Genomic DNA, 21,584 nt, shown 5'->3' on the forward strand with positions numbered 1-21,584 from the left:
CCCGTAGCAGCCGAACGAACCCCGCGTGCACCGCACGCGGGGTTCGTCGGGTTCTCACCGGATCCGCGACGCGGCCGACCGGCGGTAGGCGGCGGCCTCGAAGTCGAGGTATCCCCCGAACGAGACGGCGTCGGCGAAGGGCAGGATCTGGGTAGCCCAGAAACCGGCGATGCCGTTCTGGCGGTCGATCCAGTAGTACAGGTTCGCCAGGCCGGCCCAGCCGAGCGCCCCGGCGGGCCGACCCGTCGGCGCCGGCTCCTCGTTGACCATGAACGTGTATGCCCAGTTCTTGGGTAGCCCGGGGAAGAACTCCGCATCGTTCGACAGCGCGGGGATCACGCCCGGCAGGGCGGTGATCTGCTGCCCGTCCAAACCGCCGCGCACCGCGTCGGCGACCGTTCCGGCGGCCAGCACCCGGCCGCCGGGCGCGTCCCCGTCGCGCAGCCACATCCGGAGGAACCTCAGGTAGTCCGGGACGGTCGTGTACAGACCGTGGCCCCCCATGTGGACCTCCGGATCCTGGGGGAGCACCATCTCGGGCATCGGTACGACGGTCCCGTCCTCGCCGCGCTGGTGGACGACGGCGAGCCGGTCGCGCATGTCGGCGGTGAGGGTGAACGCCGTGTCCGCCATCCCGAGGGGCTCGAAGATCCGTTCGCGCATCACCTCCCCGAGGCGCCGGCCCCGCACGGCCTCGACCACCAGCCCGCACCAGTCGATGTTCGAGCCGTACATCCACCGCTCGCCCGGATCGAACAGCAGCGGGGTCCGCAGCGCGGCCTTCGACGCCGTGATGACGCTGGGCTGACCGTGCTCCTCGGCGAGACGCCGGTAGTTCTCGTCGAAGAAGTCGTACCCGAGGCCGGCTGTGTGGAGCAGCAGCATGCGGGTGGTGATGTCCCGTTTCGGCGCGCGCAGCAGGGGCTCGCCGTCCGTTCCGAAGCCCTCGAGAACCTGGAGGTCCCCGATCTCCGGCACATACCGGGCGGCGGGGACGTCGAGGTCGAGCAGGCCCTCCTCGACGCACTGGAGTGCTGCGGTGCCGGTGATCGCCTTCGTCGTGGAGAAGGCGGCGAACACGGTATCGGCGGTCATGGCCGTGCCGGACCCGGCCGCCCGTTCCCCGGCCACCCCCGAATACACCACGTCGTCCCGGTCGGTGAGCATGGCCACCACGCCCGGCAGGCCCCCCGGGCTGTGGGTGAGTTCCCGTAGGGCTGCATCCATGGTGCTCGCGAAGTCGTCTGTCACGGTTCCTCCTGTGCGCGGGTCCGCCGCCGGTGGGCTCACCGGCGTCGGATGCGGACGCTACGGACAGGGGTGTGACGTGGGCCACCTCCGATCGGCACGCGCTGTCGGATTTCGGCATTCACCGTCCGCGGGCCCGGGCGAGGGTCCGCGACGGGTTCTCGCCGAATCGGCGACGGTAGGCGGCGGCGAAGACGCCCATGTTGACGTAGCCCCAGCGGGCCGCCACCGCGGAGACGGTGCACTCGGCCGACGCCGCGGCGAGTTCGTCGCGGATGTGCTGCAATCGCACGTCGCTCAGGTACCGGTTCGGCGTCGTGTCCAGGTGGCGGCGGAACCCGCCCGACAGTGCGCGCACGCTGACGCCCACGGCGGCGGCGATCTCGGAGACCGTGGGCAGATCCGCGGCGTGCTCGCGGATGTACTGTTCCGCGCGGCGGACGTACGCCGGCGCGGCCGGCTGCCGGTCGGCGTCGAGCGCGACGCCCGCTGCGGCGGCCCATTCGGTGACGAGGTGACCGAGGAGCAGCTCCTGCAGGTGAGCGCCCGGCGGGCCCTGCGCGATGCGCACCGGATCGGCGCGGATCGCGCGGACCGCATACGCGAGCAGCGCGTTCCAGCCCGACGATCCGGCCCCGACGACGCACTTGTGCTGCCACAGACGGTCGTCGGGAACGACGCCGAACCAGCGGTCGGCGAGGTCGGCGACGAGCCGGTGCGGCACCGTCAGGTTGAGCTGGAGATGCTCGTCGTCGAAGTCGACGCGGTGCTCGATCCGGCTGCAGTCGGCCACGAAGGTGGCGCCGGAGTCGATCTCCACCTCGCCCGCTGCGACCCGGTGCCGGGCGTGACCGCGGATCGTCGTCAGCACCAGGATGTTGCCGGCCTCGGCCGAGAGCTGGTCGACGGTCACCGGGATCCCGTACCGGAACCGGGTGAGCACGATGTCGCCGATCGCGGCGGAGAACATGCTCGATCGCGGGCGCAGCAGGCGCCCGCTCGGCCGCACGCGATAGGGCATGTACACCTGGTCCGACCACGCCCGGATCTCGTCCCAGTCCGTCGAGACCGTCGCCGGCGAGGGGGCGCAGCCGGAGAACGGGTCCAGCGAATGCACGACGTCCGTCATCCGGCCGAGCCTAGAGCGCCGGGGCGGGCGCCGACACTGCCCGATCGGCTGGGTCCGGGCGCGCGCGACCGGGCACGCGACGGCCCCCGACGCGGTAATGTCCGGCGTGCGTGTGACTGCCTTCACAGCGGTCAGGTACCGTACTCCCGGCACGTCTGGCACGGCGTGCCACAGAGTCCTGCTCCCGAGGAGAACCCATGAGCTTTCGCAGCCCGTTTCCCGACGTCGAAATCCCGGCACTGAGTGTCTACGACTTCCTGTTCGGTTCGATCGCGGAGGCGGACCTCGGTCGCCCGGCGCTGATCGAGGGCGCGTCGGGGGCCGTCACCGACTACCGCGCCCTGATCGGGCAGATCGACGCGATCGCCGGGGCCCTCGCGGCGCGCGGCGTGGGGGTCGGCGACGTCGTCGGCCTGCTCTCGCCGAACGTGCCCGCCTTCGCGTCCGTCTTCCACGGCATCCTGCGGGCGGGCGCGACCGCCACCACGATCAATGCCCTCTACACCGCCGAGGACATCGCCAAGCAGCTTGAGGATTCCAAGGCGACGTTCCTGTTCACCGTCTCCCCGCTGCTGCCGCACGCGAAGGAGGCCGCGGCCAAGGTGGGCATCGCCGACGACCGCCTCGTCGTGCTCGACGGCGCCGAGGGGCACCCGTCCCTGCGCGACCTGCTCGCCGAGAACGCGCCCGCCCCCGAGGTGTCGTTCGATCCGGCCACCCATCTGGCGGTGCTGCCGTACTCGTCGGGCACCACGGGCCGCCCGAAGGGTGTGATGCTCACGCACGCCAACCTGGTCGCCAACGTGTGCCAGATCAACCCGCGCATGGGCATCGGCGCCGCCGACAAGGTCCTCGCCGTGCTGCCGTTCTTCCACATCTACGGCATGACCGTGCTGCTCAACGCGGCCCTGTACAACCGGGCGTCGCTGGTGACGATGCCGAAGTTCGACCTGCCGGAGTTCCTGCGGATCGTCGCCGAGCAGAAGTGCACGTACGTGTTCATCGCGCCGCCCGTCGCGGTGGCCCTCGCCAAGCACCCCCTCGTCGACCAGTTCGACCTGTCCAGCGTGCACACCGTGTTCTCGGGTGCCGCGCCCCTGGACAAGGAACTCGGCGGTGCGGTGTCCGCGCGGCTCGGCTGCAAGATCCGCCAGGGCTACGGCATGTCGGAGATGAGCCCGGTCAGCCACGCCATCCCGTTCGACGGCGACGACGTGCCGCTCGACTCGGTCGGCCCGACGATCGCCAACATGGAGTGCAAGCTGGTCGACCCGGGCACGCTCGAGGAGGTCGCGTACCCGACCGGCGAGGGTGTCTCCGAGCCGGGTGAGCTGTGGTGCAAGGGCCCGAACGTGATGGTCGGCTACCTCGGCAACCCGCAGGCCACCGCGGAGACCCTCGACGCCGACGGGTTCCTGCACACCGGCGACATCGCCACGGTGGACGCGGCCGGCAACGTCACGATCGTCGACCGGCTCAAGGAACTGATCAAGTACAAGGGCTACCAGGTGCCGCCGGCCGAGCTCGAGGCGCTGCTGCTGACCCACCCGCAGATCGCCGACGCCGCGGTCGTGGGCGTGCTCGACGACGAGGGCGAGGAGGTGCCGAAGGCGTTCGTCGTGCGCCAGCCGAACGCGGAGCTGACCGAGGACGAGGTCATCGAGTTCGTCGCCGAGCGCGTCTCGCCGCACAAGAAGGTGCGCCGGGTGCAGTTCATCGACATCGTTCCGAAGTCCGCCGCGGGCAAGATCCTGCGCAAGGATCTGCGCACGCCGACGGCGTAGCCGGTTAACGTCCGGGCCGCAGGATCCGGCCGAGATGCGCCGCGAGCGCCTCGATCGTCGGATCCTGCGCCCGGAACCCGACGTAGCCGTCCGGCCGCACCACCACGGCCGCGGCGGCACCGCCGAACCCGTACGCCTGCGCGGCGCGGCCCGCGTCGTCGCGCAGCACCCTGCCGTCGGCCGGCGTCCCGGCGGGTCCCGCCACGAGCACGTACGCCCGCAGCGCGTCGCCGAAACGGTCCGCCGCCCGCTCGGCCAGCTCCCGCTGGGACGCCAGCGCCTGCACCGTCGGCGCCCACAGCAGCACCGTGTGACCGGGGTGGCGCAGCAGCTCGTGCAGCCGGAGCGGCGACGCGACGGCGTCCTGTCGCAGTCCCGTCGCGTCCGGGGCGCGATCACCCGGGGCCGGACCGCCGCCGTCCGGCACGTCGCCGCCCACGAGCGGGCTGCCGGGGTAGCCGAGCAGCAACTGGGCCTCGCGCGCGATCGCGGTCGCCGCGTCCGTCTCGCCGGCCCCGATGCCCTGCCGGGCGTGCCGCACGGTGCGGCCCACCACCTCCTCCCCGATGGGGCGGCGCTCGGCGTCGTAGCTGTCGAGCAGGCCGTCGGCGGCGCGGCCCTGCACCGCCAGCGCGAGCTTCCAGCCGAGGTTGTAGGCGTCCTGGATGCCGGTATTCATGCCCTGCGCCCCGGTGGGCGGATGGATGTGCGCGGCGTCCCCGGCCAGGAACACCCGGCCCCCACCGTAGTTCCCGGCGAGGCGGTGGCTGATCCGGAACACCGACGACCAGCGCAGGGCACTCGCCCGCGTCGGTTCCGGCGCCAGCCGGTCGAGCACCGCCTGGATGTGACCGAGGGTGGGCCGGCGCCCGCCCTCGAGTCCGTGCGCGACGGTTCCGACGCCGGGCGCGGACGTCGCCAGGTCCGGCGCGACGAACGTCGACAGGCGGTAGCGGCCGTCGCCGGGCAGCGGGATGCACACCATCATGTCCGTCGTCGTGCCGTCGGTCCGCGTCGACGCGCGGATGCCGTAACCGGCCGGCATCGACCAGTCCAGTTCGACGTCGGCGAGCATGTACTCCTCGGGGAAAGCGTCGCCGTCGAAGGACACCCCGAGGCCCTTGCGCACGGCGCTGTGCGCGCCGTCGCAGCCGACCAGATAGCGGGCGGCCAGCCGCGTCGTGTCCTCGCCGTCGCGCAGGGCGGCGACCACGCCGTCCGCGGTCCGGTCGAAGCCGGTCAGTTCGACGCCGCGGCGCACGACGGTACCGTGCTCGGCCAGGGCCTGCGTCAGCACCCGTTCGGTGGCGTACTGGGGCATGCAGACGAATCGGTACGGCACGTCCTCGGGCAGTGCGAGTTCGAGGCGCATCACCTCCTGCCCGTCGACGTACACGAGCTGCCCGTGCATCGGCGCGGACACGTCGAGCGACGGCCGGAGCACGCCCATCGCGTCCCACACCTCGAGCGTGCGCGGCTGGATACCGACCGCCTTGGCGTACTGCGGCGGCTCCGGGAGCCGATCGACGATCACGACGTCGACGCCGCGCCGGCGCAGTTCCAGCGCGGCGGTCAGTCCGACCGGGCCGGCGCCGACCACCAGGACCGAGGTCTCGCTCATCGGGCATACCCTTTCGTCGCGTTCGAGGGAAGTATGTCCGAATCCGCCTCCGGCGCGTGCCCGTTCGCCGCATCCTGCTTCCGTGCCGACGGGACCACGCTCCGGACCCTCTCGCCGCCGGGCAGCGCGCGCCCGACGTCACACGTCGAGGATGTGCGGCAGCCCGGCGCGGTAGCGGTCGGCGTCGATCCGCCGCATCGGCTCGAGCTCGGGCGGCTCGTGCAGGCGGTACCGCGCCGGCGGTGCGGCGGGCGAGTCGGCGGCCTCGAGCAGCGCGGCGACGGCCGCCCGCGCCGATTCGCCGGCCGATTCCATGGTCGCGAGATCGATGTCGGTGCGGACGTAGTCGCCGGCGAGGAAGAGGTTCGGGATCGCGGTGCGCGCGTCCGGACGGTCGGCCCACGAGCCGGCGGTGTTGACGAGCAGGGGAGTGTCGTTCGTGTTGCGGGCCTGCGCGGCGTCCCACCGGACGCCGGGATCGAGGAACCACGAGACGACGTCGTTCTCGTCGAGGACGCCGGTGCCGGTGTCGTCGAGGCACGCCGACATCTGCGCCCACGTCTCCCGGGCGATCTCCTCGGCGGTGCACTCCTTCGCGGTCTTCCCGTGGAGGATGCCGGGGGTGTCCCAGTCGGAGATGTCCACCGACAGGCAGTCGTGGGCACTGCCGTCGCCGTAGCGGGCGGCGAAGTCCCCGGGCCAGAACTGGCCCTGGCTGATGGAGGTCAGGGCCCACGGCGAGCCGAGGTAGGCGACGTGCCCGTCGGCGATCGGGGTGGGCCGGCGCAGGAAGTACTGGATGCCCACCATCCAGTCCGTCTGCAGGTTCCGCATGGCTCCGAGCCGCGGATCGGCGGCGACGATCCGCGGTGACCACAGCGGCACGGCCCGCTCCACGGGCATCGCCGCGACGTACCAGTCGGCCTCGGCGACGGCGCGGGTGCCGCCGCCGTCCACCAGCCGTACTCCGGTGATCGAGCCCGAGGAGATGTCGAGAGCCTCGGCCGCCCAGCCCATTTCGAATCGAACGCCGAGGGCGCGCAGGTGCGCGGACCACGGGTCGATCCAGGCCTCGTTCGTGGGGGCGGCGAGGAGCCGGTCCAGGTGACCGTACTCGGGGACGGTGCCCATCGCGTTCCACACGAACGCCTGGCCCATGATGCCGATGGTGCGGGTGGACGCGACGGTGGGCCGGGCGGCCACCAGTTGCCGGGTCAGCGCCGAGACGAGGATGTTGCGGTAGGCCGGCGACTTGCCGTCGGCCTCGAGCGTCTGCGACCACGTCTGGTGCTCCCACTGGCCGTGGCGGCGTTCGAGGCTGCTGGTCAGGAACATCACCAGCTTGCGGGTGAAGACGGCCAGCTCGTGCGGGGGGATCGCGCCGCCGAGGGAGAAGGCGGCGGCCAGGGACTCCTGCAGCGAGGCGGGGTCGAGGACGTCGGGGCGCAGCGGCGCGATCGACGCGGGGGCGGTCAGGTCGGGCCCGCCGGGGATCGCCATCCGGAAGGCGGATCCGGCGACGAGGTTGTCGAACACGCCGTTCGGGTTGCCCGGGAAGGGGATCCGCCGCATCGTGTCGGGGATGTGCCGGTAGAAGCCCGGGAAGAAGCGGAAGCCGTGCTCGCCGGGCAGGTCGGCGCGTCCACCGGACCCGGTGCCCGGCGACGGGATGCTGCGGGCCTTGCCGCCGAGGGCGGTCGGTTCGAAGACGGTGACCTCGAAGCCGCGTTCGATCAGTTCGTGGGCGGCCGTCAGGCCCGCTATCCCGCCGCCGAGCACGGCGACGCGCCGGCCCCCCGAGCGCAGCGCGGGCGAGCGCGGTGCGGCGTGAGCGGTCGTGGGCGCGACCGCGACCGCGCCCAGGGCGGTGAGGAAGGTGCGGCGGGAAAGCCGGGTGTCGAACACGAGAATCCCCCGATCCGGACGTCGTTCTGAAAACAACCGTTGTCACATATATCCGATGTGTGCGGCCCGCGGGGCGGATTCGCCGAACGGTGCGGACGTGGCACCGCCGCCCGGGCGTGCCAGGATTGGCCCATGACCAACGGAACACTTGTGTTGCTCCGCCACGGCGAGAGCGAATGGAACGCGATGAACCTCTTCACGGGGTGGGTGGACGTGCACCTGACCGACAAGGGGATCGCCGAGGGCAAGCGTGCCGGCGAGCTGCTCGCGGAGCACGGTCTCCTGCCGGACGTGCTGTACACGTCGCTGCTGCGCCGCGCGATCAGCACCGCCAACTACGCGCTCGACGCCGCGGATCGGCACTGGATCCCGGTCGTGCGTGACTGGCGCCTGAACGAGCGGCACTACGGTGCGCTGCAGGGCAAGAACAAGGCGGAGATCAAGGCGGAGTTCGGCGAGGAGCAGTTCATGCTGTGGCGCCGCAGCTACGACACCCCGCCGCCCCCGATCGAGCCCGGCAGCAAGTACAGCCAGGACAGCGACGTCCGGTACGCGGACGTCGACGAGGTGCCGCTCACCGAGTGCCTGAAGGACGTCGTCGAGCGCCTGATCCCGTACTGGGAGGAGACCATCTCCCAGGACCTGCGGGCCGGCCGGACCGTTCTGATCACGGCCCACGGCAACTCGTTGCGCGCCCTCGTCAAGCACCTCGACGGGATCTCCGACGAGGAGATCGCCGGGCTGAACATCCCCACCGGCATCCCGCTGCGCTACGACCTCGACGAGAACCTGCGCCCGCTGAACCCGGGCGGCACGTACCTCGATCCCGAGGCGGCCGCGGCCGGTGCCGCCGCCGTCGCCGGCCAGGGCGGACGGTAGTCCCTCCGGGGGCCGCGGGCAGCCGTCCCGCGGCCCCCGGGAAACGGCCGGTGAACACGCGGCAAATGCCGCGAACATGCGGCGTGACGTGCGGCGGAATGCCCCGACCCGCTGTCACCGTCCCGCCGTGCCTACGTACGATTCGAGACGTGACTGTTGTGCAGGCCGTGCTGCTCGCCGGGGCCGCCGTCCTCGGTGCCGTGTTCGCGATCGTGCTGATGCGGCTCCTCCGGGGGCGGGCCACCGACCGCACGGACGCCGACCTGACCATGGCCCAGGTGCTCGACCGCGTCGTCTACGGCGCGGACACGGGCATCGCCGTCGTCGACCGGTTCCACGACGTCATCCTGTTCAACCCGCGCGCCGAGGAACTCGGCCTCGTCCGCAACCGGCTCGTCGAGGACTCGGCCTGGGCGGCCGCCACCCGGGTCCTCGAGACCGGTGAGCCCGCCGAGCTCGACCTCACCGCGAAGAGCCCGCGCGGTCGCGAGCGCGTCGCGGTGCGCTGCGTCGCGCGGCGCCTGCTCGACGACGACGCACGCTTCGTCGCGCTCTACGCCTACGACGACTCCGAGCAGGTCCGGATGGAGGCCACGCGCCGGGACTTCGTCGCCAACGTCAGCCACGAACTCAAGACGCCGGTGGGCGCGATGGCCTTGCTCGCCGAGGCCCTGCTCGAATCCGCCGACGACCCGGAATCCGTGCGGCACTTCGGAACCCGGCTGCAGAGCGAGGCCAACCGGCTCGGCAACATGGTGACCGAACTGATCGCGCTCTCGCGTCTGCAGGGGGCCGAGAAGCTCCCGAACCTCGAGGTGGTCGAGGTCGACGACGTCGTCGAGGAGGCGCTGCGCCGCACCCGCCTGACCGCCGAGAACGCGCAGATCACCGTCACCACCGACGCCCCCAGCGGCTACGAGGTCCTCGGCGATCAGACGCTGCTCGTCACCGCCCTGGCCAATCTCATCGAGAACGCGGTCGCCTACTCGTCCCCGGGCTCGCCGGTCTCGGTCAGCCGGTCCCTGCGCGCGGGCAAGGTGGCGATCGCGGTGACCGACCGCGGCATCGGGATCGAGAAGGAGGACCAGGAGCGCGTCTTCGAACGGTTCTTCCGGGTCGACAAGGCCCGTTCCCGCGCCACCGGCGGCACCGGTCTCGGCCTGGCGATCGTCAAGCACGTCGCCGCCAACCACAACGGGGAGATCCGGTTGTGGAGCCAGCCGGGAACCGGATCGACGTTCACGCTCCTCATCCCCGCCCACTCGGCCGACCCCCGCGAGTCGCAGGTCGCCTCCCCTCGCCGCGAGGGCGGGGCGGCGCTGACGGCGGAGCGGTGACGACCACGCCGACATCCACGACGAGAAACGGAAGCGAGCCGGATGCACCAGGTAACGGAAGGTACGGAGGACCAGCAGTGACGCGTGTGCTGATCGTGGAGGACGAGGAATCGCTGGCGGATCCGCTCGCGTTCCTGCTGCGCAAGGAGGGCTTCGACACCACCGTCGTCGGCGACGGACCGTCGGCGCTCGCGGAGTTCGACCGGGCCGGCGCGGACATCGTCCTGCTCGACCTGATGCTGCCCGGCATGAGCGGCACCGACGTGTGCAAGCAGCTGCGCAGCCGGTCCGGCGTGCCGGTGATCATGGTGACCGCTCGCGACAGCGAGATCGACAAGGTCGTCGGCCTCGAGCTGGGAGCGGACGACTACGTCACCAAGCCGTACTCGGCGCGTGAACTCATCGCCCGGATCCGCGCGGTGCTGCGCCGCGGCGGGGAGAGCGACGCCGAGTCCGCACAGGACGACGGGATCCTCGAGGCCGGGCCGGTGCGGATGGACGTGGACCGGCACGTCGTGCACGTGGGCGGGAAACCGGTCACCCTGCCGCTCAAGGAGTTCGACCTGCTCGAGTACCTCCTGCGCAACTCCGGCCGGGTGCTCACGCGCGGCCAGCTCATCGACCGGGTCTGGGGTGCCGACTACGTCGGCGACACCAAGACCCTCGACGTGCACGTCAAGCGGCTGCGTTCGAAGATCGAGGCCGATCCCGCCAAGCCGCAGCACCTGGTCACCGTCCGCGGCCTCGGCTACAAGCTCGAGGGGTAGGGGGCGGGCTCCGGCGTCCGCTCGGCGGCGGCCGTCGTCGCGGGGTGCACGGCGATCAGGCCCAGCCCCTCGCGGCGGCGGCACAGCCGCGCGAGCTCCTCGTAGGCGGCATCGCCGATCAGCTCGCGCAGTTCCGGCGCGTACGACTGCCACACCGGCGAGGCGCCCACGTGGGCGTCCGGCGATCCGGAGCAGTACCAGTCCAGGTCGTGGCCGCCCTCGCCCCAGCCGCGCCGGTCGTATTCGGTGACGACGGTGCGCAGCACCTCGGTGCCGTCGGGGCGCTCGACCCAGTCCTGGGTCCGGCGGATCGGCAGCTGCCAGCACACGTCCGGCTTCACCTCGAGGGGTTCGATGCCGCGCCGCAGCGCCATCTTGTGCAGCGAGCAGCCGATACCACCGGCGAAACCGGGCCGGTTGAGGAAGATGCAGGCACCCTTGTAGCGGCGGGTGCGCAGGGCCGGCTCGTCCTCGAGGTCGTCCTCCTCGAGGTAGCCCTTCTTGCCGAGTCCCTTCTCCATGAACTGCCAGTCCTCGGGAGTGAGATGTCTCACGGCGGCGTCCAGCTTGGCGCGATCGTCGTCGTCCGACAGGAACGCCCCGTGGGAGCAGCACCCGTCGTCCGGGCGGTCGGCGATGATGCCCTGGCACGCGGGCGTGCCGAACACGCAGGTCCAGCGGGAGAGCAGCCACGTCAGGTCGGCGGCGACGACGTGCTCGCTGTTGTCCGGGTCGGTGAACTCGACCCATTCGCGCGGGAAGTCGAGGGGAACTTCGGGGGCCGGGACCTGCTTGTGTGCGGCGCCGGGCATACCTGCTGTCACAGGACCCGACGGTAGACCCAGTACCGTATGTATGTGCGCCTAGGGGTACTCGACGTCGGAAGCAACACCGTCCATCTGCTCGTGGTGGACGCTCATCGCGGTGGCCATCCCACCCCCATGAGTTCGACGAAGGCCACCCTGCGCCTGTCCGAGAACACGGACGACCGCGGCGACATCACCCCGCAGGGCGCCGACCGGCTGGTCGAGACGGTCGCCGACTTCGCGGGCATCGCCCGCACCTCCGGGTGCGAGGAGCTGATGGCCTTCGCGACCTCCGCGGTGCGCGACGCCAACAACTCCGAAGCGGTTCTCCGTCGCGTCCGCGCCGAGACCGGCGTCGCACTCGAGGTGCTCTCCGGCGTGGACGAGGCCCGGCTGACGTTCCTGGCGGTCCGGCGCTGGTACGGCTGGAGCGCGGGACGCATCCTGTGCCTCGACATCGGCGGAGGCTCCCTCGAGCTGACCTTCGGCGGCGACGAGGACCCGGACTGCGCGTTCTCGCTGCAGCTCGGCGCCGGTCGCCTCACCCGGGACTGGCTGAGCGAGGACCCGCCCGGCAAGCGGCGCGTCGCGGTGCTGCGGGACTGGCTCGACGCCGAGCTCGTCCGGCCCGCCCAGGAGCTTCGTGCGGCCGGCGTTCCCGACCTGTGCGTCGGAAGCTCGAAGACCTTCCGCACCCTGGCGCGGCTGACCGGTGCCGCCCCGTCGTCGGCGGGCCCGCGCGTGCGGCGCACCCTGACCGCCGCCGGGCTGCGTCAGCTCATCGCGTTCATCTCCCGCATGACGACCGCGGACCGTGCCGAGCTTGAGGGCGTGAGCTCCGACCGGTCGCAGCAGATCGTCGCCGGTGCGCTGGTCGCGGAGGCCGCCATGCGCGCGCTGGGAGTGGAGACGCTCGACATCTGTCCCTGGGCCCTGCGAGAGGGGCTCATCCTCCGCAAACTCGACACCGAGATGGGGGGCGAATTGATGGTGGTTTCGCAATGACGGACGGTCACAGCACCGACACCGGGCAGATCTCCGTCGCGGAGCTGCTGGCCCGGAACGGCCAGAAGGTGAATTCCCGCGCCGGCGGACGTCGCCGCCGCGGCGTCAGTGGGGGAATCTCGGTCGCGGAACTGACCGGAGAGATTCCCGTCAGTATTCCGGAGCCCGAGCCGACCGAGCCTCCGGAGACGAAGGCCCCGGAGGCCCCGGAGGCCGAGGCTCCGGTGGCCGAGCCGGCCGTGTCCGCCCCGCCTGCGGCGCCGAAGGCGGAGTCCCTCGTGCCGGCGAAGGCGGAGCCCGTGGTGCCGGCGAAGGCGGAGCCCGTGGTGCCGGCGAAGCCGAAGGTGGGGCCCGTGGTGCCGGCACAGGCGCAGCCCGTCGTGCCGGCGAAGGCGGGGCCCGTGGTGCCGGCGACGCCGAAGGTCGAGCCCCTCGCACTCGAGGCGCCGAAGGTCGAGCCGGAGACCCAGGTCCCGCCGTCGCCGCCCCGGACGCGCGAGGAGCCGGCAGCCGCCGAGCGGGTGCAGCCGGTGAAGGTCGAGTCGCCGACCGAGATCATCCGCCCGGCCGTCCTGCCGCGGCGGGCGCGGGCCCACGCCGAGGTGACCGCGAGCGCGCCGGCGCGGCCCGCCGACGCCCCCGAGCCGAGGCTGCTGTCCGGGCCCGCGAGCGACCTGCGGGGCAACGGTGACGACACCGCCGACGGCGACACCGAGACGATCGGCGAGCCCGTCGCCGCGGACGAGCCGGACGAGGAGAAGCCGGAGGAGCGGTCCGCGCGGTCACGCCGTCGCCGCGGCACTGCCGCCCCGGCGGAGACCCCGGCCGCGGCGGAGCCGGACGAGGCCCCGTCCGACACCGGTGAGCCGCGCGGCGCGATCGGTCAGTGGGTGCGGCTGATCGGCGAGGGCGTCGTCGCGATCATCGCGGGCGCGCTGCTGTTCAAGGGCTTCGAACAGTTGTGGGACGCGTTGCCGTGGGTGGCGTTCGCGCTCGCACTTCTGGTCATTGTCGGCCTGGTGGCGATGGTGCGCATCCTCCGCCGCACCGACGACATCACGAGCCAGCTCATCGCTCTCGCCGTGGGCGCCTTCGTGACGTTCGGTCCGCTGTTGTTCCTGCTGCCCACCGGCTGATCCGCACGTCGTCATGAGCGTCCTTTCGCGAGAGATCCTGGTCGGGTTGTCGACCGCCTCGGTGTATCCGGAGAACACCGAGGCGGCCTTCCGCTATGCGGCCGAACTCGGCTACGACGGCGTGGAGCTGATGATCTGGGCCGAGTCGGTGAGCCAGGACGTGCGGGCGGTGCAGGCGCTGGTGCGCAAGTACGGCGTACCGGTGCTGGCGGTGCACGTGCCGTGCCTGCTGATCTCGCAACGCGTGTGGGGCTCGGACCCGGCCGCGAAGCTCGAGCGGTCGGTGCGGGCGGCGGAATCGTTCGGTGCCACGTCGGTGGTGGTGCATCCGCCGTTCCGGTGGCAGCGCCGCTACGCGGACGGCTTCGCGGATCAGGTGGCGGACCTCGAGGACCGCAGTCACGTGGTCGTCGCGGTGGAGAACATGTACCCGATGCGCGCCGACGTGTTCTTCGGCGGCCGCGACCGGACCGCCCAGCGCATGCGCAAGCGGGGCGGGCCGGGCCGGGCGGTGTCGGCCTACAGCCCGTCGATCGATCCCACCGACACCGGCTTCGCGCACTACACGCTGGACCTCTCGCACACCGCCACGGCGGGGATGGACGCGGTGGCGCTCGCCGAGCGCATGGGCGGTGGTCTGGCCCATCTGCACCTTGCGGACGGCCACGGTGCTTCGACGGACGAACATCTGCTCCCGGGCGAGGGGGGCCAGCCGTGTGAGCAGGTGTGCCGGCTCCTCGCCGAGAGCGACTTCTCCGGGCACGTCGTCCTGGAGGTCAGCACCCAGGGGGCGCGTACCCGGTCCGCGCGGGCACGGGCGCTGGCCCAGGCGCTGGCCTTCGCGCGCGAGCATCTGCACCGCGCCCCCCGACTGGCGATCACCACCGGGCCCGAGCATCCGCGTTCGACGGCGATCGAGCAGGTTCGCGCGTCAGGCCAGGGCGCCGATCCCGGCGCCGAGAACCACGACGCCTGAGATCGTCACCCCGGCGACGAGGGCGGCGGCGCCGAGCCACACCGAGGCGATCATCGCGCCCGGCCGCCGGGGGTCGGGGCCGAGCACGGACAGGAAGAATCCGGCCGGGATCAGGATCGCCGAGCCGAGCACGGCGAGCGCGCCGGCCGCGGCCCATCCGGGTGAGGCGCCGACCGCGTCGGTGAGCACCGCCACGAGCAATCCCAGGGTGACGAGGACGCCGGCGTGGGCGTGACCGGCCCGGAAGAAGGCCTTCTGCAACTCGTTGGCCGGCACCCGCCCGCCGGTGACGCGCAGCAGGAACGTGCCGCCGAAGGCGATCCCGGCGACGGTGAGCAGGGTGGCGCCGAGGGCGATGACGAGTACGGGATGCACGAGGTCCTCCTCGCAGACAATTGGATAGTTGCAATATCCAATACTGGATAGTTGTACTATCCGATGTCAAGAGGAGGTGGCAATGCGGATCTCGGAACTGGTGGCCCGCACCGGCGTCCCGTTGGCGACCGTGAAGTACTACCTGCGCGAGGGCCTGCTGATGCCGGGCGAGGCGACCAGCGCCACCCAGGCCCGGTACGACGAGCGGCACGTCCGCCGCCTCGCCCTGATCCGTGCGCTCGCCGCCCAGGGGCTGCCGCTGCCGCGCATCCGCGAGATCGTCCGTCTCCTCGACGGCACCGACGAGTCGCTGTTCGTCGCCCTCGGCCGGGCCATTGCCGCGCTGCCGCCCTACCCGCCCGACGACGACGCGCCCGAACCCCGCGACTATCCGCGTGCCCGGCGCGTCCTCGAGCGGCTCGGCCAGCTCTACGACCCGCGGTTCGCGGCCGTCGCGCAGCTCGAGCGAGCCCTGGCCGCCCTCGAATCCGCCGGCCTGGCGATGAGCGACGAGCGCATCGACGTCTACGGACGGCACGTGCTCGGCATCGCCGAGCTCGACCTCGACCTGCTGCCCACCCGGTCCCGGGATGCGACGGTCGAGGCGGCGGTCCTCGGCACGGCCCTGTACGAATCCGTCCTCACCGCGATGCGCCGCCTCGCGCACCAGCACCTTGCCGCCCGCCGCTTCACCGAGTTCTTCCCACCCGGTTCCCCCGACAGCCCCGTCGCCGATTCCCAGGAGCAGCAGTGACCGACGCCGTGCCCGATCCCGAGAACCACCCGTTCCGCGACCTGACGACACTCGACGCCGCCGGCGACGATCGCTGGCTCGCCCACATCGCCCCCGTCTGGACGATCGGCCCCAAGGTGCACGGCGGTTGCATGCTCGCCGTGTGCGCCGCGGCGGCCCGGTCGGCGCTGCAGGCCGCCGGGTCCGATCCGGCCGTGCAGCCCCTCGCGGTGAGTGTCGGGTTCGTCGCCGCCCCCGACCCCGGCGACGTGCAGCTGACCACCACCGTCCGCAAGCTGGGCAAGCAGGTCGGTCTGGTCGACGTGGAGCTGGCTCAGGGCGACCGCATCGCGGTCCGTGCCTCGGTGACGCTCGGGCAGCCCGACGCGGGCGAGCCGCGATACACCGCGCCGCACCCGGTCACCGGGCTGCCGGTGCAGCCGCCCGCCGGCGCGCCCCTCATCGGTCCCGGCCATCCCATGGCGCAGGTGGTGAACCTGTGCGGCGGGGCCGACCTCGTCGTGGACGAGACCAGTGCCCGCTTCCTCGCGGGAGAGCAGGGTGAACCGGTGGTGCGGATGTGGGCGCGGCCGTGGCCGGGGGACGAGGCCGACGTCGACACCGCCGTGCTGTTCGCGCTGATGGCCGGGGACATCTCGGCCCCGGTCACGATGAACCGCGGCCTGTTCGGCTGGGCTCCGACCGTGCAGCTCACCGCCTACCTGCGGCGACTGCCGGCGCCCGGCTGGCTGCGGATCATGGCCGACAGCACGGTCCTGGGCAACGCCTGGTTCGAGGAGGACCACACCGTCGTCGACGCCACCGGCGCCGTCGTCGTGCAGAGCCGCCAGCTCGCGATGATCCCGCGCTGATCGTCGGGGCGATGCGGGGCACGACAACGGTCGTGGCAGGCTGTTGCCCATGACGAGAATTGCGGTGATCGGTGGCGGCAGGATCGGCGAGGCGCTGGTCTCGGGGCTGCTGCAGAGTGGATTCGCGACCAAGGATCTGGTGGTCGTCGAGAAGTTCCCGGCCCGGACCGAGGAGCTGGCCACCGAGTACTCGATCCGCGTCACCGACTCGATCGCCGACGCGGCCGAAGGCGCCGACGTGCTGGTGATCGCGGTCAAGCCGGGCGACGTGGACGTGGTGCTCGCGGACCTGGGCAAGGCCGACCTGGACAGCGACCGCGAGAAGCTGCTGATGTCGCTGGTGGCCGGCGTGCCCACGTCGCGGTACGAGAACAAGCTGCCCGCCGGATCGCCGGTCGTGCGCGTCATGCCCAACACCCCGATGCTGGTGGGGGAGGGTGCGAGCGTGATCGCCGCCGGCCGGCACGTCAAGCCCGACCATCTGGCGCTGGCGCGCGAGATCCTGGAGTCCGTGGGTACCGTGACGGTGGTTCCCGAGTCCCAGATCGACGCGGTCACCGCCGTGTCCGGTTCCGGCCCGGCGTACTTCTTCCTCGTCGCCGAGGCGATGATCGATGCGGGCGTCGCTCTGGGCCTGACGCGGGCGACCACCACCGAGCTGGTGGTGCAGACGATGACCGGTTCGGCGGCCATGCTCGCCCGGTCGGGGGAGAACGCCGCCGACCTGCGTGCAGCGGTGACATCGCCGGGCGGAACCACCGCGGCGGCGATCCGGGAACTCGAGCGCGGCGGCGTCCGGACGGCGTTCTACGAGGCGCTCGCGGCGGCCCGGGACCGCTCCGCGGCCCTCGGTTCGTCCGGGGATTGAGGAAATTCGTCGCGCGCATCGTCGCACGGGAACCATTGGTCACGCTAAGCTCGATCGAGCACGTGCGTGTCTGTTCCGCCGGAGGGGAAGCCGGCGGCGCGGGACGTGCCGGAGGTGTGTAATGGTATCTGGAAGCAAACCGTCGAAGGGTCAACCCGAGGACGGTCAGTCGGTTCTCTCCGGCACCCAGTTCCTCACCGTCGCCGAGGTGGCGGCGCTGATGCGGGTGTCGAAGATGACCGTGTACAGGCTGGTGCACAGCGGGGAACTGCCCGCCGTGCGAGTGGGGCGTTCGTTCCGGGTGCACGCCAAGGCTGTGCACGACTACCTGGAAACGTCCTACTTCGACGTCGGCTGAGCGGTCGACGACCGCAATCGAACCCGGAGCGGACCTCGGTTTCACCGATCGAAACCCGCCCCGGTAGGATTGCTTGTCGTCGTACCGGCCACCCGGTGTCGTGAGGCGCTGAGCTCGTCACCACGAGGCCCAGCGTCGACAACAGGCGTACGTCACCGGCGTGCGCGCAGGAACGCTAGAGAGAACGTGAGGGAAAACCCAGATGGGTTCTGTGATCAAGAAGCGCCGCAAGCGCATGTCGAAGAAGAAGCACCGCAAGCTGCTCCGCCGCACCCGAGTGCAGCGTCGTAAACTCGGCAAGTAGATCGATCTCCCGATGCCCGTCACCCCGCGGTGGCGGGCATCGAGCGTTTCCGCCGGCTCGTCGACGGCCGGCGAGCGGAATGTCCGGTTCGGCCGGAATGCGGAGTGTGCGCCCGAGGGGCCGAAGGTCCCGCACAGGGGCCATTCCGGTGATCGGTTACTCCGGTGTAATGCTTTGTTGCGAAAGTCACCGTATCGTGAGAGACCGGAGTGACGGCAGGGGGTATGTGGGTGAGTTCGGAGATCGACGGTATCGACCCGCCGAGGGTGGCCCTGGTGACCGGAGCGAGCCGATTCCTCGGTGGCTACCTGGTCACCCGGCTGGCGCAGCATCCGGCGGTCGAGCGCGTCATCGCGGTCGACACCCAGTCGCCCACCAAGGACATGCTGCGGCGCATGGGCCGCGCCGAGTTCGTGCTCGCCGACATCCGCAACCCCCTCATCGGCAAGGTCATCCGGAACATGGACGTCGACACCGTCGTCCACGCGTCGACCCTCACCAAAGCTCCCAAGTCCGGTAGCCGCGCCGCGATGAAGGACATGAACGTCCTCGGCGCGATGCAGTTGTTCGCCGTGTGCCAGAAGACCCCGTCCGTGCGGCGCGTCGTGCTGCGCTCGTCGTCGGTGGTGTACGGCTCGAGCGCGAAGGACCCCGCGAAGTTCACCGAGGAGATGAGCGCGCGCCGGCGGCCGACCGGCGCCTTCGCCCGCGACATGATCGAGGTCGAGGGCTACCTGCGCGGAATGGCGCGCCGGCGGCCCGACATCGCCGCGACGATCCTGCGTCTCGCCCCGACGGTGGGCAACCATATGCCCGGCTCGGTCTCGCGGTACCTCACCTCGCCGATCGTGCCCACCATCCTCGGTCGCGACGCCCGGTTGCAGTTGCTGCACGAGGAGGACGCCCTCTCGGCGCTCGAACGGGCCACCGTCGCGGGGCCGCCCGGGACCTACAACGTCGCCGGCGACGGCATCGTGATGATGTCGCAGGCCGTGCGGCGGGCCGGCGGACTGACCGTGCCGATGCCCTACGGGTTGTTCCGCACCGTCGGGCAGGCACTGATGGGGCCGGTGATGAAATCGTTCAACAAGGAAGAACTCGACTACTTCCACTTCGGGCGCGGCCTGGACACCACGCGGATGCGCACCGAACTCGGCTTCGAGCCGAGGTGGACCACCAAGCAGGCACTCGACGACTTCGCCCGCAACGTCGGACTGCGGCGGGTCGTCCGGACGGAATGGGTCGATCGAACCGAGTCGGTCCTGCTCTCGGCGCTCGGAGAGCGGATGGAGGCGCGATGACAGAAGTTGCCAAGGTGATTCCGCTCCACGGTGGGACGGGGTCGGCGCGGCGGGCGGCCGCACGCCCGGGGGCCGGTTCCGGTCATCCGTCGACGTACGGCCTCGGCTCGCCGACACCACCCGAGCGCCCCGAGCTGCCCGTGCAGGAGACGGCGGCCGACGGGTTCCTCGACGATCTGCGGCACAAGCTGGTCGGGCAGATCACCGGTACCGCCGAGTTCCTCCGGCGCCGCATCACGGGCGACTACGAGGTGGACGACTTCGGGTTCGATCCGCATTTCACCGACAACGTCCTGCTGCCCGCGCTGCGGCCGCTGTTCGAGAAGTGGTTCCGCGTCGAGGTGCGGGGCATCGAGAACATTCCGGCCGACGGCCGCGCGCTGATCGTTGCCAACCATGCCGGCACGTTGCCGGTGGACGCGCTGATGACCTCCGTCGCGGTGCACGACCTCGCCCACCGTCCGCTGCGGATGCTCGCGGCCGACCTCGCCTTCGGGATGCCGGTCGTCGGCAGCGTCACCCGCAAGGCCGGGCACACCCTCGCGTGCCATCCCGACGCCGAGCGGCTCCTCCGCGAGGATCAGGTCGTCGCGGTGTTCCCCGAGGGGTACAAGGGGCTCGGCAAGCCGTTCAGCGAACGCTACAAGCTACAGCGGTTCGGGCGCGGGGGCTTCGTCTCGGCCGCGCTCCAGACCAAGGCACCGATCGTGCCCTGTTCGATCGTGGGCTCGGAGGAGATCTACCCGAAGATCGCCGACCTCACGTCCATCGCCCGGCTCCTCGGCCTTCCGTACTTCCCGATCACCCCGCTCTTCCCGGCTCTCGGTCCGCTGGGCATCGTTCCGCTGCCCTCGAAGTGGTACATCGAGTTCGGCACACCGATCGCCACCGACGTCTACGACGACGCCGCGGTGGAGGATCCGATGGTGCTGTTCGAGGTCACCGACCACGTGCGGGAGACCATCCAGCAGACGCTGTACCGGTTGCTCACCAAGCGGCGCAACGTCTTTCTCGGCTAGGGCACCGGCCCCGCGTCACGCGGCGGGGTCGCGGCGCCGGCCGAGGGCGGCGGCGAGCGCTCCGCCGGCCGCGCCGAGCGCCAACGCCGTCGGCACCCCGATGCGCGCCGCCTTGCGGGCCGTGCGGAAATCCCGGATCTCCCAGCCCCGGGTCTTCGCCAGCTCCCGCAGGTCGGCGTCCGGGTTGACGGCGACCGGCGTGCCGACGAGCGAGAGCATGGGCACGTCGTTGTGGCTGTCGGAGTACGCCGTGCAGCGCTTGAGGTTCAGGCCCTCGCGGATCGCCAGGGCCCGCACCGCGTGGGCCTTGCCCAGGCCGTGCAGGATGTCCCCGACGAGGCGGCCGGTGAACACGCCGTCCTCCGATTCGGCGACGGTGCCGAGGGCGCCGGTCAGACCGAGCCGCTCGGCGATGACGTTCGCCAGTTCGACCGGGGTGGCCGTCACCAGCCACACCTGCTGCCCCGCGTCGAGGTGCATCTGCGCCAGCGCCCGGGTGCCGGGCCAGATCTTGTCCGCGATGATCTCGTCGTAGATCTCCTCGCCGAGGCGGGCCAGCTCCGCCGTGGACCGGCCGGCGACGAACGACAGCGCCTTCTCGCGGCCGCTGGCGACGTCGTCCGAGTTCTCCTTGCCGGTGACCCGGAACTTGACCTGCTGCCAGGCGAATTCGGCCAGGTCGGACTTGGTGAAGTAGTCGCGGGCGGCGAGTCCGCGCGCGAAATGGATGATCGACGCGCCCTGCACCATCGTGTTGTCGACGTCGAAGAACGCGGCCGCGGTCAGGTCCTGCGGAACGGCGGTGGTCGAGGTGTCGGCGGGCTCGGCCTCGGTGCGGGCCTCCTGCAGCGCGAGAGCGGCGTCGGCGCTCGCCTGGCCGGCGAGGTTCGCGCGGACCTCGGCCTCGCTGGGGCCGAACTTGCTCAGCAGCCGGCGCCGGCCGGGCCGGATCAGACCCGCCAGGGTCTCGCTGACGCGGCCGGCCAGGTTCTCGCCGAATCCCCAGCCGTGTGGCACTGGACGTTCCGGCACCTGCACCTCCCTGTTGCGCGACGGCCGCGCCGTCGAGTGCTGCCGGCCGGTTCGTCGGCGGCCGGCCGTCGTGTGTGGCAGACCGCCCCAGCCTAGCCCGCGACACGGCCCCCTCCGCGCGTTGCCGCA

The 21,584-nt window shown here is 71.6% G+C and carries 21 protein-coding genes; 14 read left to right on the forward strand and 7 right to left on the reverse strand.

The annotated features are described in order from the left end of the window. Window positions 1-54: 54 nt before the first annotated feature. Together JYA75_RS12355 and JYA75_RS12360 are read right to left on the reverse strand one after the other, a co-directional pair. Window positions 55-1,227 carry a serine hydrolase domain-containing protein gene (locus tag JYA75_RS12355; protein ID WP_037201874.1) on the reverse strand — a complete coding sequence of 391 codons (1,173 nt, stop codon included), beginning with the start codon at window positions 1,225-1,227 and terminating at the stop codon, window positions 55-57. A 142-nt stretch (window positions 1,228-1,369) separates the two neighbouring features. Beyond that, a complete protein-coding gene (locus JYA75_RS12360) occupies window positions 1,370-2,377 on the reverse strand; it encodes an AraC family transcriptional regulator (protein ID WP_044475929.1) in 1,008 nt (335 codons plus the stop codon). A 197-nt stretch (window positions 2,378-2,574) separates the two neighbouring features. On the opposite strand from JYA75_RS12360, the gene JYA75_RS12365 reads away from it, so the two are divergent. Next, entirely contained in the window at window positions 2,575-4,161 is a 1,587-nt protein-coding gene (locus JYA75_RS12365) for an AMP-binding protein (RefSeq protein ID WP_050035624.1), read from the forward strand. 4 nt (window positions 4,162-4,165) lie between these two features. On the opposite strand, the gene JYA75_RS12370 is transcribed toward JYA75_RS12365, so the two are convergent. Together JYA75_RS12370 and JYA75_RS12375 are read right to left on the reverse strand one after the other, a co-directional pair. Then, complete coding sequence (locus tag JYA75_RS12370; protein ID WP_043803252.1) at window positions 4,166-5,782, reverse strand: FAD-dependent oxidoreductase; 1,617 nt, start codon at window positions 5,780-5,782, stop codon at window positions 4,166-4,168. 138 nt (window positions 5,783-5,920) lie between these two features. Continuing rightward, a complete protein-coding gene (locus tag JYA75_RS12375) occupies window positions 5,921-7,687 on the reverse strand; it encodes an FAD-dependent oxidoreductase (RefSeq protein ID WP_203330073.1) in 1,767 nt (588 codons plus the stop codon). A 132-nt stretch (window positions 7,688-7,819) separates the two neighbouring features. Here JYA75_RS12375 and JYA75_RS12380 point away from each other — a divergent pair, with 132 nt between their 5' ends. The 3 genes from JYA75_RS12380 (at window position 7,820) to JYA75_RS12390 (ending at window position 10,670) form a co-directional block, all read left to right on the forward strand. Beyond that, complete coding sequence (locus JYA75_RS12380; RefSeq protein ID WP_006936001.1) at window positions 7,820-8,566, forward strand: phosphoglyceromutase; 747 nt, start codon at window positions 7,820-7,822, stop codon at window positions 8,564-8,566. Between the two features lie 149 nt (window positions 8,567-8,715). Continuing rightward, window positions 8,716-9,903: an ATP-binding protein gene (locus tag JYA75_RS12385; protein ID WP_029545155.1), complete on the forward strand. Its 1,188-nt coding sequence runs from the start codon at window positions 8,716-8,718 to the stop codon at window positions 9,901-9,903. Between the two features lie 77 nt (window positions 9,904-9,980). Beyond that, window positions 9,981-10,670, forward strand: coding sequence for a response regulator transcription factor (locus JYA75_RS12390; RefSeq protein ID WP_029545153.1), 690 nt, complete (start codon window positions 9,981-9,983; stop codon window positions 10,668-10,670). Here the strand turns inward: JYA75_RS12390 and JYA75_RS12395 are convergent. Continuing rightward, window positions 10,652-11,482 (reverse strand): hypothetical protein, encoded by an 831-nt coding sequence (locus tag JYA75_RS12395; RefSeq protein WP_006935994.1) that lies wholly within the window; start codon window positions 11,480-11,482, stop codon window positions 10,652-10,654. The genes JYA75_RS12390 and JYA75_RS12395 overlap by 19 nt on opposite strands. Before the next feature lie 45 nt (window positions 11,483-11,527). On the opposite strand from JYA75_RS12395, the gene JYA75_RS12400 reads away from it, so the two are divergent. Genes JYA75_RS12400 through JYA75_RS12410 form a run of 3 tightly spaced genes read left to right on the forward strand, consistent with a single transcriptional unit; the run spans window position 11,528 to window position 14,593 of the window. After that, entirely contained in the window at window positions 11,528-12,481 is a 954-nt protein-coding gene (locus JYA75_RS12400) for a Ppx/GppA phosphatase family protein (protein WP_029545150.1), read from the forward strand. Further along, entirely contained in the window at window positions 12,478-13,617 is a 1,140-nt protein-coding gene (locus tag JYA75_RS12405; protein WP_050035622.1) for a hypothetical protein, read from the forward strand. The genes JYA75_RS12400 and JYA75_RS12405 overlap by 4 nt, the downstream gene beginning before the upstream one ends. Before the next feature lie 13 nt (window positions 13,618-13,630). After that, on the forward strand, window positions 13,631-14,593 hold the full coding sequence (locus JYA75_RS12410; protein WP_006935986.1) for a sugar phosphate isomerase/epimerase family protein: 963 nt from the start codon (window positions 13,631-13,633) through the stop codon (window positions 14,591-14,593). Here the strand turns inward: JYA75_RS12410 and JYA75_RS12415 are convergent. After that, complete coding sequence (locus JYA75_RS12415) at window positions 14,549-14,968, reverse strand: hypothetical protein (RefSeq protein WP_006935984.1); 420 nt, start codon at window positions 14,966-14,968, stop codon at window positions 14,549-14,551. The two genes, JYA75_RS12410 and JYA75_RS12415, sit on opposite strands and share 45 nt — an antisense overlap. Before the next feature lie 82 nt (window positions 14,969-15,050). Here JYA75_RS12415 and JYA75_RS12420 point away from each other — a divergent pair, with 82 nt between their 5' ends. From JYA75_RS12420 to JYA75_RS12450, 7 genes are all read left to right on the forward strand, one after another. After that, window positions 15,051-15,722, forward strand: coding sequence for a MerR family transcriptional regulator (locus tag JYA75_RS12420; protein ID WP_203330074.1), 672 nt, complete (start codon window positions 15,051-15,053; stop codon window positions 15,720-15,722). Beyond that, window positions 15,719-16,573 carry a thioesterase family protein gene (locus tag JYA75_RS12425; protein WP_050035621.1) on the forward strand — a complete coding sequence of 285 codons (855 nt, stop codon included), beginning with the start codon at window positions 15,719-15,721 and terminating at the stop codon, window positions 16,571-16,573. Before JYA75_RS12420 ends, JYA75_RS12425 begins: the two co-directional genes overlap by 4 nt. Window positions 16,574-16,622: 49 nt before the next feature. Continuing rightward, on the forward strand, window positions 16,623-17,441 hold the full coding sequence (gene proC, locus JYA75_RS12430) for a pyrroline-5-carboxylate reductase (protein WP_029545142.1): 819 nt from the start codon (window positions 16,623-16,625) through the stop codon (window positions 17,439-17,441). 121 nt (window positions 17,442-17,562) lie between these two features. Then, entirely contained in the window at window positions 17,563-17,799 is a 237-nt protein-coding gene (locus tag JYA75_RS12435; RefSeq protein WP_003937551.1) for a helix-turn-helix domain-containing protein, read from the forward strand. A gap of 202 nt (window positions 17,800-18,001) precedes the next feature. Further along, window positions 18,002-18,103, forward strand: a complete 102-nt coding sequence (locus JYA75_RS12440; protein ID WP_003402602.1) for an AURKAIP1/COX24 domain-containing protein — start codon at window positions 18,002-18,004, stop codon at window positions 18,101-18,103. 224 nt (window positions 18,104-18,327) lie between these two features. Continuing rightward, window positions 18,328-19,404, forward strand: coding sequence for an NAD-dependent epimerase/dehydratase family protein (locus tag JYA75_RS12445; RefSeq protein WP_044475927.1), 1,077 nt, complete (start codon window positions 18,328-18,330; stop codon window positions 19,402-19,404). After that, window positions 19,401-20,423 (forward strand): lysophospholipid acyltransferase family protein, encoded by a 1,023-nt coding sequence (locus JYA75_RS12450; protein WP_006935972.1) that lies wholly within the window; start codon window positions 19,401-19,403, stop codon window positions 20,421-20,423. The genes JYA75_RS12445 and JYA75_RS12450 overlap by 4 nt, the downstream gene beginning before the upstream one ends. 15 nt (window positions 20,424-20,438) lie before the next feature. Here the strand turns inward: JYA75_RS12450 and JYA75_RS12455 are convergent, their stop codons facing one another. After that, complete coding sequence (locus tag JYA75_RS12455; protein ID WP_139311034.1) at window positions 20,439-21,440, reverse strand: HAD-IB family hydrolase; 1,002 nt, start codon at window positions 21,438-21,440, stop codon at window positions 20,439-20,441. Window positions 21,441-21,584: the final 144 nt, after the last annotated feature.

Origin of the sequence: Rhodococcus sp. PSBB066 (genome assembly GCF_017068255.1) — a bacterium.
Taxonomy (GTDB): domain Bacteria; phylum Actinomycetota; class Actinomycetes; order Mycobacteriales; family Mycobacteriaceae; genus Rhodococcus; species Rhodococcus aetherivorans.